The 13,252-nt window shown below is 69.1% G+C and carries 13 protein-coding genes and 4 pseudogenes; 8 read left to right on the top strand and 9 right to left on the bottom strand.

Annotated features, from left to right (window positions below; all coding sequences use genetic code 11):
- Positions 1-33: 33 nt before the first annotated feature.
- Positions 34-264, bottom strand: coding sequence for a hypothetical protein (locus ACIOC0_RS06175; protein ID WP_402152895.1), 231 nt, complete (start codon positions 262-264; stop codon positions 34-36).
- 170 nt (positions 265-434) lie between these two features.
- Here ACIOC0_RS06175 and ACIOC0_RS06170 point away from each other — a divergent pair, with 170 nt between their 5' ends.
- Positions 435-704 (top strand): hypothetical protein, encoded by a 270-nt coding sequence (locus ACIOC0_RS06170; protein WP_402152893.1) that lies wholly within the window; start codon positions 435-437, stop codon positions 702-704.
- A gap of 593 nt (positions 705-1,297) precedes the next feature.
- On the opposite strand, the gene ACIOC0_RS06165 is transcribed toward ACIOC0_RS06170, so the two are convergent.
- The 5 genes and pseudogenes from ACIOC0_RS06165 to ACIOC0_RS06145 all read right to left on the bottom strand — a co-directional run bounded on the left by ACIOC0_RS06165 (position 1,298) and on the right by ACIOC0_RS06145 (position 3,845).
- Positions 1,298-1,813 carry a hypothetical protein gene (locus ACIOC0_RS06165; protein ID WP_402152891.1) on the bottom strand — a complete coding sequence of 172 codons (516 nt, stop codon included), beginning with the start codon at positions 1,811-1,813 and terminating at the stop codon, positions 1,298-1,300.
- A gap of 255 nt (positions 1,814-2,068) precedes the next feature.
- On the bottom strand, positions 2,069-2,335 hold the full coding sequence (locus tag ACIOC0_RS06160) for a transposase family protein (RefSeq protein ID WP_402152889.1): 267 nt from the start codon (positions 2,333-2,335) through the stop codon (positions 2,069-2,071).
- Between the two features lie 73 nt (positions 2,336-2,408).
- Positions 2,409-2,693: pseudogene (locus tag ACIOC0_RS06155) on the bottom strand (transposase family protein); the annotation flags it as partial.
- Between the two features lie 278 nt (positions 2,694-2,971).
- Positions 2,972-3,424 (bottom strand): hypothetical protein, encoded by a 453-nt coding sequence (locus ACIOC0_RS06150; protein ID WP_402152887.1) that lies wholly within the window; start codon positions 3,422-3,424, stop codon positions 2,972-2,974.
- 64 nt (positions 3,425-3,488) lie between these two features.
- On the bottom strand, positions 3,489-3,845 hold the full coding sequence (locus ACIOC0_RS06145; protein ID WP_402152885.1) for a GNAT family N-acetyltransferase: 357 nt from the start codon (positions 3,843-3,845) through the stop codon (positions 3,489-3,491).
- Positions 3,846-4,341: 496 nt separating this feature from the next.
- On the opposite strand from ACIOC0_RS06145, the pseudogene ACIOC0_RS06140 reads away from it, so the two are divergent.
- The 4 genes and pseudogenes from ACIOC0_RS06140 to ACIOC0_RS06125 form a co-directional block, all read left to right on the top strand.
- A pseudogene (locus tag ACIOC0_RS06140) lies at positions 4,342-4,494 on the top strand (IS5/IS1182 family transposase); the annotation flags it as partial.
- Between the two features lie 29 nt (positions 4,495-4,523).
- Entirely contained in the window at positions 4,524-5,168 is a 645-nt protein-coding gene (locus ACIOC0_RS06135; protein WP_402152883.1) for a hypothetical protein, read from the top strand.
- Between the two features lie 830 nt (positions 5,169-5,998).
- A pseudogene (locus tag ACIOC0_RS06130) lies at positions 5,999-6,100 on the top strand (IS5/IS1182 family transposase); the annotation flags it as partial.
- Between the two features lie 213 nt (positions 6,101-6,313).
- Positions 6,314-6,400, top strand: a complete 87-nt coding sequence (locus ACIOC0_RS06125) for a DUF397 domain-containing protein (RefSeq protein ID WP_402153250.1) — start codon at positions 6,314-6,316, stop codon at positions 6,398-6,400.
- A 40-nt stretch (positions 6,401-6,440) separates the two neighbouring features.
- On the opposite strand, the gene ACIOC0_RS06120 is transcribed toward ACIOC0_RS06125, so the two are convergent.
- The gene (locus tag ACIOC0_RS06120) at positions 6,441-6,938 is read right to left on the bottom strand and encodes a hypothetical protein (RefSeq protein WP_402152881.1); all 498 of its coding nucleotides are present in this window, start codon (positions 6,936-6,938) and stop codon (positions 6,441-6,443) included.
- A gap of 428 nt (positions 6,939-7,366) precedes the next feature.
- On the opposite strand from ACIOC0_RS06120, the gene ACIOC0_RS06115 reads away from it, so the two are divergent.
- Positions 7,367-7,894 carry an RICIN domain-containing protein gene (locus tag ACIOC0_RS06115; RefSeq protein WP_402152879.1) on the top strand — a complete coding sequence of 176 codons (528 nt, stop codon included), beginning with the start codon at positions 7,367-7,369 and terminating at the stop codon, positions 7,892-7,894.
- Positions 7,895-8,451: 557 nt separating this feature from the next.
- Here ACIOC0_RS06115 and ACIOC0_RS06110 read toward each other — a convergent pair.
- Positions 8,452-10,080 (bottom strand): NlpC/P60 family protein, encoded by a 1,629-nt coding sequence (locus ACIOC0_RS06110; RefSeq protein ID WP_402152877.1) that lies wholly within the window; start codon positions 10,078-10,080, stop codon positions 8,452-8,454.
- Between the two features lie 434 nt (positions 10,081-10,514).
- Here ACIOC0_RS06110 and ACIOC0_RS06105 point away from each other — a divergent pair, with 434 nt between their 5' ends.
- A complete protein-coding gene (locus ACIOC0_RS06105; RefSeq protein WP_402152875.1) occupies positions 10,515-11,501 on the top strand; it encodes an NAD-dependent epimerase/dehydratase family protein in 987 nt (328 codons plus the stop codon).
- Positions 11,502-11,621: 120 nt separating this feature from the next.
- Positions 11,622-12,751: pseudogene (locus tag ACIOC0_RS06100) on the top strand (IS701 family transposase); the annotation flags it as partial.
- Positions 12,752-12,990: 239 nt separating this feature from the next.
- Here ACIOC0_RS06100 and ACIOC0_RS06095 read toward each other — a convergent pair.
- Positions 12,991-13,252, bottom strand: a 262-nt coding sequence (locus tag ACIOC0_RS06095) for a tetratricopeptide repeat protein (protein WP_402152873.1), incomplete at its 5' end; no start/stop codon positions are given.

Here is a 13,252-nt window from a genome sequence, read left to right as displayed (position 1 = left end):
TGCCCGCATCGCCGACGGGGAGGCTTGACCGGGTCAGGTGCGGAAGCGCGAGAGCCAGATGGCGCCAGCCTTCCGCTCGGGCACGGCCTGGTCCTGCACCTGCCGCACGGGCGGAGTCTGCTCAGCCTGTCGTTCGACGGTGACGGCGCGCTGCTTGCAGCCGTCGCAGAGGTGCGGGTGGGTCTCCCGTGGGGTATCCCACCCGGCGGGCTCGATGGCCTTCCACCGCTCGTCGGTGAACCTGGTGCCACAGTCGGCGCACACGGGACGGCGGGCCTCCCGCTCGGCCGCGCGGCACAGCTGCTCCTTGTATGCGCGCTCGCGGGCTTCGTACTCGGTCTGCTGGCGGGCGTCGTGGGCTTCGCGGCGGGGATTGCCGATCGCCTCCAGGAGTGTCTGGTTCTGCGGCCGTCCGAAGTCTCATCGTCTTCCCCGTGACCGCGCTGTCCGACGACACCGAGCCCTGCGCCGACTCCTTCGTCCTGGACGAGGTCGGCGTCATCTACCTGATGGCGATCCGCGAGTGGGCCACGCACGCCCCCGCGACTGCCGCGCCGGGGATCGCCCGCACCATCGCGCACTTCGTCCGCCAGGTCCTCGCAGACGCACCGAAGGACGTCGTCCCGGCTCTACGGGCGCTGCGCGATGAACAGGTGGCGCGGGCCCGTGCGGTGATGGAGAACGTGGTGGCTCTGCACCGCTGACCGCACCACCGCACCGGGTGGGTGCGCCCGGTGCGGTGAGCCTCTGCCAACTTGAAGACGCAGGTCAAAGGGCTGGTGTGACCAGTTCTCAGCGTGCCGCTGGTCGCGGGCGGAAGCCCATTGAGAAGATCATCCGACAACGGTCCACTTCAATGTTCGTCAGGACGAGCAGAGCGCGGACCAGCTTTCGGGGTGCTCACGCTGGTCGTGGATACATGCATGAGGAGTAGATCGTCTGTTGGGTCAGCCAGCGCGTGGAGGCACGGAGTTCGATTCGGTGCGTCCGCTTCCTTGTGGCTGCCCTGACCGATGGTGACATCGGGGCCGTCCACCGACGGTGGGCGTTCGAGCCGGAGCCAACACCAACACCATGCTCACCACCGGACGACCCGTCGGGAAGTGGTATGTACCACTCAACAGGATACCGAGGGTGTGCGCACCCGGCTGCGATCTGGCCGACCGTCTGAGCGGCACCGAGGCGCATGATCTTGTCGCCACGGGCGCTTCGGCTGTGTCGCGACCATACGGCGGCGGGCCGGACGCATGGTCGCGTCCGGCCCTCCGTGCCAGTGGCCTTGATGTGACGGGGCGTGTCAGCTGCAGAGGGCGCGTGCCACGGTCTTGCCGTGGAACTGCCTGGCGTACCAGCCGCTACCGTCCTGGGTGGGGGCGTTCGCGATGACGTCGTCAGTGGACTCGCCGTAGCCGTTGCGGTACCAGCTGTCCCTGACGTAGCCGCCCGCGATGGCCTTGGTGCCCGCGGGGCAAAGCGCGACAGAGTCGCCTTCCTCGGCACTGACCGGACCGACGACAGCCTGCGGCGCCTGTGCGGCAGGTACGCACACCGCGCGGGCGCGGACCTTCCCGGTCATCAGCAGTGCCACCCACCCCTTGCCGTTGGCGAACGGAGCGTTGACGGTGACACCGTCGTAGGGGTCTCCGCCGCCCGAGCGGCTGAAGGTGACCGACTGGAAGCCGCCGTTGAGGACGCCCATGCCGTCCGGACACTGTGCGTTGGACGGCTGCCCAGGCGCGCTCTCCGGGCCGACGACGATCTGCACCTGCGACACGGGTGCCGCGGCCTTGGTGTTCGCCTGCGCGATGTTCACGGCACCGATCGTGGCGGCACCGATCAGTGCCGCAGCGGTGGCGCCGACGGCCAGGCGATGCCTCTTCAGCTGAAACACACGTTCCCCTAAGAACTCAAGGTATCCGGATACTTACCTTGGGTGATCATCGTGGAGGGGGCGAGGGTGCTGCGTCAGAACAGTGGAGCAGGATGCTTAAACCACTCTTTGTGAGGGAATACGAAGCAGGCGTCTGCCCGTCGGCGCGAAGCAAATGTGCCCGTGATTGGTCACTGATCAGCGATTGACCTCAATGTTCGTCAGAACGAGCAGAGCGCACAGGAGTTGGGTGGCACGTGCGGGGTTGGTGCGGAGCTTAGTGAGGATCCGCCAGTTCTTGAGGTGGGCGAAGCCGTGCTCGACCGGTGCCCGTCCGACGGCGAGCACGCGGTTGGCTTCCTTCTGGCCCGGGGTGACCTTGTGGGTGCGGCTGGCGGTGTAGCCGGTGACGATCACGGGGTCGAGGATGTTGTTGTCCAGGCCGCGGAAGCCGAGGTCGGCCAAAGCTCCGGCCGGCGGCGCGCAGGTGGGCCAGGATGTGGTCGTGACGGGCGGCAGTGTTGTCGTGGGTGCGGCCGGGCCGGGCGGCGAATATCCAGATCAGGCGCCCGTTCTCGTCGGTCAGGGCGAGGAAGTGCAGGCCATGAGTTCGGTGTTTGCCGGAGTAGTTCCGCCGGTCAGCCTTGCCAGTGCGGCGCTGGGTGCGGATGAGGGTGCCGTCGATCAGAACCAGCTCCCCGCCCTGCGTGGCGACCTTCTTCAGGACGCGGTCCAGGCGCGGGGCCAGGGCCGCGAGCAGTCCGATCAACTCGTCGCGCCAGCGGCGGACCGTGGACTCGGACACGTCGTTTCCGCCGGCCATATCGGCCAGACGCTGGTCGTGGTGCAATACGGCCAGGACAATCACCGCGATCTTCCCAGGCGGCAGGATCCGCCACCGGGAACGGATCGTCTTCAGATGACGCCGTAGCAGGTTGGCGAGGTGGTTGACGGTGCGCGTGGACAGCGGCAGACGGCACTGGTAGACAAGCGGGCAGGTGTCCTCGGTGCGCTCTTTGGCATTCGTCACAAATTTCAACGGCTGCCGGGGACACCCCGGTTACGCCCGTTCCGAGCCGCTCGGAGTGGCGGTACTGCTGGTCACGGACGGGTGGTGAACCGGCCGTCGGGCAGTTTGCGAAGCCAGCCGCGGTCGACAAGTCTGACCAGCTTGCTGCGCAGCGGTTCCAGCTTGGACCGCACGCTGACGTCCACCCCCACCACCTCTCCCACCTCGTGGGCTATGACCGGTCCAGCTGCCTGCCGCACGGCGGCGATGATGCGCTGGTAGTCCCACGGGAGCGAGTCCTCCTCCACGCCTGGTGTGCGATGCGGGATCAGCATCACTGCTCGTCCGGCCACCTGCCCAGGCACAGGGGCGGCCGAGGCACGTTCCTCGGCAAGCTGCCCGGTCATCCGTTCGAGGACGCGTTCGGCGACGGCGAGTTCATCCCGCTCGGTGCGCACTTCCGTCAGCTGTTTGGCCAACTGTTCTTCGAGTCCGTCCAGTTCCGCGCGACGCGCGGTGATCCGTTCCAGCAGCTCGGGATCCACGTGGACCGGATGGTAGAAGGCCGCCCGGTCCCGCGGTGAGCGGGAACCGCCAGATCGGCCCATGTCAGAGCACGCGCTGGTAGCGGAGTTCAGTGAGCGTGATCCCGTCGTAGACATCGTCCTGAGCCGCACCGTCAGTCTGGTAGCCGGCCCGCTCGTAGAAGTGCCGAGCTCGTTGGTTGTCACACGACACCCACAAAGCCGATGCCTCGAAGCCCTGGGCCTTCATCTGAGCATGAGCCTCGCTCAGGAGAGTCCGGCAGATGCCCTGGCCGATCAGAACCGACGAGATGTACAGGGCGTAGACCTCACCGACCCGTTCCAGGCCGGGCATCTCACTCCGGGCCACGGTCACCGAGCGCCACAAGGTCTCGTGACGTTCGCCCGGGTTGAGAAAACCGCTGCCGCCGTTGACCGGCATCACCTTCCACCGTCACGGCATCCAAATACGACTGAGGAACGATGCCGGCGTACGCCGCCTGCCATCCTCGGACTCGGATCCTCGAAACAGCCTCGATGTCGGCCTCATTCATCTCCTGCACCTGAACCATCGCGCCACCGTACCGGCACGGGTGCCTCAGGACGGACTGCTTTACCCCGCTGGCGAGGCCTCCCGACTCCTGCCGAACGATCTTCTCCGCAGACTCCCGCCCACGACCAGCGTTAGCACCCCGAGCGCCGAACACACCGGCCTTTTGACCAGCGACTTCAAGTTGGCGGAGGCTCGTGGGAGTGCACCACATCGTCGGCGGACGCACCGGTGCGCCCGATGCACCGCACCGAACGCACCGGATGCTGGGATGTTCGCACTCCCCCACCGGGTGAAGCGCACCGAGTGGACCGCCCGATCCGCGCCACCGTGGTTTCACCGTGCACGGTGCGCGGTGGAGTCCACCGTGGCCGTTGGGTCATGGACGCTCGATCGCACCGCCTACCGGCGCCGCAACCTCGTCGAGCGCTGCTTCAACAAGCTCAAGCACAACAAAGCCCTGGCCACCCGCTACGACAAACGCACCCGCCACTACGAAGCCATGGTCACCCTCGCCTGCCTACGACTCTTGCTCCCCTGACTTTGCGGACACGACCTAGGCTTGCTGCCATGACCACGCTAATGACGTACGCCGGTCCGGTCGACGAGCGAGCTCCGGTGATGCGCACGGGCGGGATTCCTTTGGTGCCCGCCGTCTTCACGTGGCCGCTGTGCGCGACCTGCTCCGGACCGATGATGTTTCTCGCGCAGTTGCCGGTCGACGGCCCCGGAGCTCACACTTCGGGTTCTGTTGCGGACGCACGGCATGTCCTGTCCGTCTTCATGTGCCAGAACGATCCGGGGGCGTGTGAGGAGTGGGATCCCTTCGCCGGTGGCAACGAGGCGTTCCTCTTCGATGGATCCGGCCTAGCAGCCGCCGCGGTGCCGACGGATGGCGAGGCCCTCGCTCTCGAGACCTGCGGTATCGACTGCGCGGTGCTGAGCGAGGACGACTATGGCGGGGCGCGAAGCCAGTGGTCCCAGGCTCACGGCCGACTTGCGCGGGATGTCCTCGGCCAGTTGGCCGGAACTCCGTCGTGGCTGCAAGGCGACGAGACTCCCGCGTGTCCCTCGTGTGCCGCCCCGATGGGTTTCGTGGCTCAGCTGGAAGAGGGAGACGGCCATCGGACGTCGATGAACTTCGGTGGAGGCGGCCAAGGGTACGCCTTCGCCTGCTCGCCCTGCGGGGAAGGTTCCTTCCTGTGGCAGTGCTGACCGTGTGCAGCCCGCGAGCAGCAGACAGCCGGAGACCTCTTTCACGAGGTCTCCGGCTGTCTCACGGGGACTACGGCCGGCCGGCGTCCGGGGTTGCCACCGACGGGAAGCACCGGCAGACCCGCGGTCCGTCCGTCGCGTCGGCGGCACAGCGGATGCGCTCGACGGCCGAGGGGTCGAACCGCAAATAGGCGGGAACCAGGGCCCGGATGCGGGCTTCTGGAACGTCACCGGCGATGGCCTGGACGGCGAGCTCTGTCCCGGGCGCAGCTGCTGTTCGCTGGCGCCGGCGTCGTGGGCGTCGAAGAGGCGGGTCGCGTCCCGGCGTTGTCGGGCGCGGGCGCGGCCGGCCTGCTCCATCTCCTCCTCGGTCAGCTCCTTCTTGTGGGCCTGCCATCCGTACGGCGGAGCGCCGTAGGCGTACTGGCCCTTCTCCCCCTTGATGCGGCGGCCGCGGCGGAGCTTGGCCACGGTCATGCCGCGGTCCAGCTGTGCGAAGACGCCCATCATCTGGCGCATGGTGGTGCGCATCGGGTCCTCAGGGTCGTCGGGCAGGATCTCGCCCTGATCGGCCAATGAACGCGCGGCCGCCGTGCTTCCAGCACTGGACCAGGCTGCCTCCTGCACCACCAGTTCGCGGGCCAGGCGGTCAAGGTTCGGCGCCACGATGGCAAGGCGCGGCCGGAGACTCGATCGGCGCCGTGGCCACCCTGGCGGGACTGGTAGCGGACTGCACGCGAGCATCCGGGCCCGACCACGCCAGCACCCTCAACTTCCGCGGCTTCGCGGCAATCTCGCGTGGATCGGCCGGAGATCTGGCTGGCGCCACAGCAGCCCTAGGAGGGCCACTGACCGGACCGACGCCGACCGATCGCGGCACGAACGGATCGAAAATCCACCTGCTCACCGACCGCAACGGCCTGCCCCTGTCACGGTGTTCGACCGCCGGGCGGTTGGCCAACCCGGCCCGCCTCGGGGTCGCGGCCCCCATCGCCGCTAACCCCGAGCCGTGAATCCTCCTGTTTGCGGCGGGAGTTCACGCTGGCCTGCCCGGCTCGTTCATCGTTCTGCGTTTCGATGACCATCCGGATCTGGCGTACACGGAGCGCTAGATCCACCCCTGCACGACGACCGACACCAAGGTCGTGGCGGTGCGCGATTCCAAGGGCCCCGAAGGCCCGGCGCTCACCTTCGCCCCCGAGGCGTTCACCGCCGACGTCGACTTCCGCTGACCGGCCGCCGCGCCCTGACCCAGGGCGGGGCCGCCCCGGGTCAGTTGTGGCTGCCTCTCCACTGCGCGTAGATGTCGGTGTCGACGTCGCTGTAGACCGCGCCGCTCTCGCGGCCGGTGAGGCAGACGCTGGGGCTGGGCAGCAGCGAGCAGATCAAGTTCAGGTGCGTTGAGGCTTCGTAGTGGAACCGCATGCCGTCCCGCCAGTCGCAGGTGCTCGCCCAGACGGCGTTGTTGTGGAAGCTCTTGTTGTCGGTGGCCAGGCACAGCCCCGTGGCCTTGTTCTGGAGCTGGAGGTAGCTCGGATCCACGGTGTCGGTGCCGCGCCAGTCCCACTGCTGGTAGTTGCTCCCGTTGCACGTCGTCAGGAATACGCTGGACGTTCCCCTGTCGTTGATCTTCCCGCCGGTCAAGCACTGGTCGTCGTTGCCCACCGTGAGGTTGCGGAACGTCCAGTAGACCGGGGCCGCTTCCGCCGACGTGGGCTGGAGGAGGGAGAATCCGGCGGCGAGTGCGACGACCACGGACGCGGCGCTCATGCGTTTCTTTAACCTGTTGATCAGCATGGCCGAGAACGTAGCCGGGAGAACCGGTGCCACGCCAGGGTCTTATGCCGGGGACGGCCGGAGAAAAAGGGGCAAGGGGTGGTGAACGGGCGCCACCTTTTCCCTGGGGGGCGGGCACGGTAAAGCAGGTGTGCGGCGGGGGTTGGCGCGTTGTTCACCCGGCCGGGCCGGAGGCGTCGGCGACCCCGTGACCGGGGAGGGAGCGTCCACGTCGCGGGTCGCCTGCTGAATGGGGCCGCGCCTCCCGGACGGCCTGCCACCGGCCGGTGAACACCCGGTGACGCGGATCTTCAATCTTCGGGGCCGGGGCAACCCTTTCGGCGTCTCTTTCCCTTTTCCTCCGCCCGCGCCGGTCAAACGGCCCTGGCGGGGGACGGGGCTCCGGGCTACCTTTTGGCCGCATGAATCTCACCAGGGTCAGGAAGTTCACCGGCTCCGCGGTCGCGCTCGTCGGCATGGCGGCGGGTTTCGGAGTTCTCCAGCCGACCTCCGCGCAGGCCGCCCCCCAGGCCTCCACGTACTGGAAGTTCCTGAACAACTTCCATCACGAGAACCAGTGCCTGACCGGCGGCAGGGTTAACGACAACGGCAGCGGCAGGGCTTTCATGTCCTCGTGCAGCGACAGCCAATACCAGCAATGGGACTGGCGGGGCACGGATTCCACGGACCCGAAATTCGTGCAGTTGCAGAACAGGGCCACCGGCCTGTGCCTGGCCACGGACAACATCAGCGACATCAACACCGTCTGGACCAGCAAGTGCGAATGGCGCTCGGGCATGCGCTTCCGCTACGACTACCGGTCCGGCGGCGGCGGCGACCTGTGCGTGAACATCAAGAAGAGCAACGGCGACTACAGTTGCCTGCATGTCGCGTCCACGGGCGCGGTGTACAGCGGGTACTCCGACGGGAACTGGTCTGGCGTCCGCTGAGACCATCGAGGACTGAACGAACGAGTCAGCGGTGCGGCGAGCCCCTGCTCACCGCACCGCTGGTGCGCGCCCTCCGCGCCGTCAGTGGCCCCCGTGCCCGGCCGGGGCCGACGGGGACGCAAGCCGGTTCACCCTCCGGTCGCCGCGGAGGCTGGCCTGCAGTGCCTCGGCCTGGTCGATGACCGCGACGAGAAGAGGGTCGGACGAGGCGCTGCGCATCCGTGCGAGGGCGGCGTCCCGGGGGACGGCCCGCCACACCCCCCGAGCCGGTCCAACGCCCAGTCCTTCCAGACATCGCGCAGGCCTGCCCAGACGCCGGCGACGGGCAGCCGTCTGGGCGAATACCGGCCGGTGAGGTGCGCGCGCAGCAGCGTGCTCGCGCTGCGCAGATAGTCGGTCTAGGACGCGTAGGAGATCGCGGCGGCGGTCGGGTCGTGCGCTGCCCGCTCGGAACGTCCTGCACGCGCTGCGCGGCGGCCCGGGCCGCGTTGCCCTGGGCGCTCAGCTCGGCGATCGCCCGATGCCAGCGGCTGCTCACCGGACGCCCCCCCCGTTACTCAGAGGCGGTGCACAGTGTGGAGTGTGGTGGCGTAGGTGCCGGTGCCGTCGAGGACCGAAGCGCCCCCCAGGTCGGCCATGGTGGGGCCGTTGACCGTCTTACGGCTGGACAGGAAGCGGCGCTTGCCCGTCGTGTCGGTGCCGAGGTGGATGCCGACGTGGTCCACCGTCCCGTCGCCGTCGGCGCTGAACAGCACCAGGTCGCCGGGCTGGAGCAGCGGGGTGTGGGCCGGGCCGGTGCCGTCGGTACGGGCGAGCCGGACGCCGGAAGCGTGGTCGGCCATCTGCTCGGAGGTGCGCGGCAGCCGGGCAGGCGAGGCGTCGTGGAAGTCGGCCAGCGGCACACCCAAGTGGTAGCCGTACACCATGCGCGTGTAGCCGGAGCAGTCGAGCATGCCCTTGAAGTTGGCGTCCGCCGCCTTGCGGGCGCCGTCCGGGAAGGTCCAGTCGACTCCCGCGTACTCGTGGAAGTCGGCGCCGACGAAGCGGTACCCGTGGGCGTCGGCGGGGCTGTACTCGGCCTCGCCGAGGACCTGCTTCCCCGCGGCCGGGCCGGCTCCGGCGATCACCGAGGGGGCGCCGGGCAGGAACATGGCCGCGTAGGCGAGGGCGTCGGGGGCCAGGGAACCGATCCAGCCGCGTACGGTCTGCTCCACGGCCGGGGTCCAGGCCCCGTCGAACGGCTCGGGCAACACCCGCACCCAGTCGCCGTGGGTCACGCTCGGCGGGTTCTGCCACGTCGCTCCGGTGACCTTGAAGCCGGTCGCGGACAGCGTGACGGGCAGATTGGCGCAACCCTGGTTGGCGAGGGCCCGCAGACCTACGCGGCCCTTGGCGACGGTGGCGTCGGTCAGTTCGAAGTTCCAGCCCGCCGGCTGCCCGCTGGACGCGCGCCAGGCCTTGACCCGGACGGCAGATCCTTCGCGGAGCACCCGTATGCCCCAGGCGCTGCCGGCCGGCACACCGGTGGCGAGGGTCACCGTCGGGGCCAGCTGGGCGACTTGACCGGCGTTCACCCTCTCCACCTTGAGTTCGACGGCGCCCGTGGTGAGGAAGGAGAGTCGGGCCCGGTGGTGCCGGTCCGGCGAGGCATACCCGAAGACCAACGCGTACGAGCAGGCGTCCCCCGTCGGCACCTTGTCGAAGCCTGCCACCACCTGCACGTCGACGTCCGTGACCTCGTCGTCCTTGAGGGTCGCGTAGCGGCTCACGCCGTCGGTGGTGAGGGCAATGACGCCCCGGCCGGGGTTCACCGAGAAGTCTGCGGTGACGGGCCCGTCGGTGTCCCAGACACCACCGCCGGGCGATGCACCCCAGTACACGCGTCTGTCCACGGGAAGGCCGGGGTTGGGCAGAGTGCGGTCGAAGTCCTCGGTGAAGGGCTGCTTGTCCTCGCTGAACGTCCGTCGCGGGCCGCTCACGAGGACCGTGCGGGCGCCGTGGGTGAGCAGCGCGATACGACGGCCGCCGGAGGCGACCTCGGTCCGGGCGGGGCTGCCCGGCATCACGGTCGTGGTGAGCGGGGAGGCGAGTGTGATGCGGGTGAAGTAGGAGGCGTCCAGGGCCGCCAGGGTCACGTGGGAGGCCGGTCCGGCGAGCCCGGCTGCTGCTGTCGCGCCATCGGTCATGGGGACGGCCGCCCGGGCGGGAGCGGAAGCGAGTGGGGCGGCGACAAGCTGACATCGACTTCAACTCGCCGAACGGCGGCTTCAGTCGGGCAACGAGGGCGTTCGCCCATGAGGGTGCGCGGTTCGAACGGCATCGTGCTGGACGTGCGGTCGTGGGTAGTCGGGAGGACGGCGGCACCCCAGCGCGCCGGGACATCGACGTCGACGTGGCCCTGGAGGGGCGGCGCAACCCAAGTTCAGCTTCGGCGTGGAGCTGGCGCCCCAGCGCGGGTCTGCTACCGCTACTTGTAGCGGGGGCACGTCCGCGCCTTCCAAGGATATGCGCTCACCAAGTGGCCACCACTGCCCGAGGGTTTAGATCAATTCGGCGGCTGGCCATCTGCTGTCAGCGAATCCGCCTGGCCGAGCGGTGAACCCGGTGCTTGTGTGTCGGTATGGAGATCCTGGTTCTGGGCGGAACGGCATGGGTGGCTCGGGAGCTGTCGCGGCAGGCGATCCAACGCGGCCATCGGGTGACCTGCCTCGCGCGTGGCGAGAGCGGAGAAGTCGCGGCCGGAGCGACACTGGTCGCCGCCGACCGGCGCGATCCGTCGGCGTACGAGCCCCTGCACGACCGCGTATGGGACGCGGTCGTCGAGGTGTCATGGCAGCCGGGCTTCGTTCGTGGAGCACTCGACGTGCTGGGCAGCAAGGCCGGGCACTGGGTGTATGTCTCGTCCGGCAACGCCTATGCCTCCCACGCCACGCTGGGGGCGGACGAGTCCGCGGCCCTGCTCGCCCCGACCGACCGGAGCGAGGTCGACCGCGAGTTGTACGGCGAGGCGAAGGTAGCCTGCGAACAGGCGGCGACGGCCGCTGTGGGCGACCGCCTCCTCATCGCACGAGCCGGGCTCATCGGCGGCCCGGGCGATCACAGCGGGCGCTCCGGCTACTGGGTCGCCCGCGCCGCCCGCGATCCGCGAGGCCCGATGCTGGTCCCCGACACACCGGCCATACCCACCCAGGTGGTCGACGTGCGGGACCTCACCTCCTGGCTGCTCGAGGCCGCGGAGACGGGAACCACCGGCCCATACAACGCCGTCGGCCCGGTCGTTCCGTTCGAAGAGTGGATCGAGCTGTCCCGCGCCGCCGGCGGGCACACCGGTCCGGTTGTCACCGCCGAATCGGCGTGGCTGCTCGCCAACGGTGTGGCCCAGTACATGGGGCCGGAGTCGCTGCCGATGTGGCTGGTCGAGCCGGGCTGGGAAGGATGGTCGGCCCGGAACGGCTCTGCGGCGCGTGCCGCGGGGCTGCGTCACCGGCCCCCGGCGGAGATGCTGGCCGACACGCTGCGCTGGGAACGCGAGCAGGGGCTGGACCGGGAAAGGCGCGCAGGCCTCAGCGCGCAGCGCGAGCGCGAGTTGCTCGACGCCCTCGGCTGACGGCGCTGGACCGGTCTCGCACACTCGAGCGTCTCTACAGGCGCCTTCCGTTCTGACTTCGCGATCTCGTGGTGGGCCCGACCGAGAACCGGTACGGCCACCGCGTGATCATCGAGGGTTGTGTGGACTCCTGAAGATCGGGCGGTGGCCGCAGGCCATAGCGTGGACCCTGCCCGCTGGCGGGCGATGTTCGACCAGGTTATGGCCCGGATCGCGGGCCGGTTCGGGCGAGTTGAGCCCCGGGCCGCGGCCCGCGCCTACCTGCTCGGGCTGCTGTCGAACGTCGAACGGAAGAACTGCTGGCAGTTGGCCGAACAGGCGGGCCATACGCGGCCCGGGCCAATGCAACGTCTCCTGCGCTCCGCCCGCTGGGACGCCGATGCCGTCCGCGACGACCTGCGCGCCTACGCCGCCGAACACCTCGGCGCTGACGGCAGCGTTCTCGTTGTCGACGAGACCGGCTTTCTGAAGAAGGGCCGGTCATCGGCAGGAGTGCAGAGGCAGTACACCGGCACCGCGGGACGCATCGAGAACGCTCAGGTCGGCGTGTTCCTCGCCCTGGCCACCAACCGGGGACAGGCCCTGATCGACCGACGGCTCTATCTTCCTGAGCACTCCTGGTCCAATGATCCCGAACGCCGCACCGCGGCCGGGATACCCGCGATGGTGCAGTTCGCCACCAAGCCCCGCCTGGCCGAGCAGATGATCGCAGACGCGCTGGACGCCGGGATCACCGCCTCCTGGGTGACCGGCGACGAAGCCTACGGCCAGGACCACCAGCTCCACGCCGCCCTCAAGGCGCGCGGCATCGGCTATGTCTTGGCCGTCGCCTGCTCGACGCGGGTGAGGATCAACCACGGCCGCACTCCCGCCCGCGCCGATACCCTCGCCGGCCGCCTGCCCGCCACGGCCTGGCACCGCCAGAGCGCCGGAAACGGCGCGAAAGGACCGCGGTACTACGACTGGGCCTGGATCCATATCGGCGCCGGCAGCCACCGCCACCTGCTCATCCGACGCAACCGGTCCACCGGCGAACTCGCCTTCTACCTGTGCTGGTCACCCACCGAAGTGCCCCTGTCCGAGCTGGTCCGCGTCGCCGGTGCCCGCTGGAGCGTCGAGGAGTGCTTCCAGGCCGCCAAGAGTCAGGTCGGACTGGACCACTACCAGGTCCGCAACTGGACCCATGGCACCGGCACATCACGCTCGCCATGCTCGCCCTGGCCTTCCTGACCGCCCTCGCCGCAGACGCCGCCCCCAAACCGCCTGCAGATACGCGCCACTTCGTCCGCAGCCGCGATCCGATCACGCTGACCGTCCCGGAGATCCGCCACCTACTCGTCGCTGTCTTTACCCCACCAGCCGTGACCGCGGCCAGGCTGCTGCACTGGTCCACCTGGCGCCGAGGCCACCAGGCAACAGCGCCGCAGCCACTACCGACGACGAACCGCCAGCGAACCCGCTGGATAGATCACGAAACCGCACTGGAGTACTAGCGTCGCGGGGGGCGCAACCAGGTCTGTCGCCGTCGTGCGGCACGCCAGGCAGCCGAAGCTGTCTCCAGGTCGTCGAGGGTGCGCACGGTGTGCGGGTGCTCAGCGCCCAGCACACGGACGCGGTCAGCGAGGGTCTGTCGCAGCAGGCGTACCGCCTCTTCTTGCTCGCCCATCCTGGCCAGGGCGCTGGCGAGGTTGTGGCGGCTGGTCAGGGTATCGGGGTGCTTGAGGCCCAGCACCCGGATGCGGTCGTCAACG

Source organism: Streptomyces sp. NPDC088254 (assembly GCF_044740925.1).
Taxonomy (GTDB): Bacteria; Actinomycetota; Actinomycetes; order Streptomycetales; family Streptomycetaceae; genus Streptomyces.
This window is presented reverse-complemented; position numbering and strand designations above follow the sequence as displayed.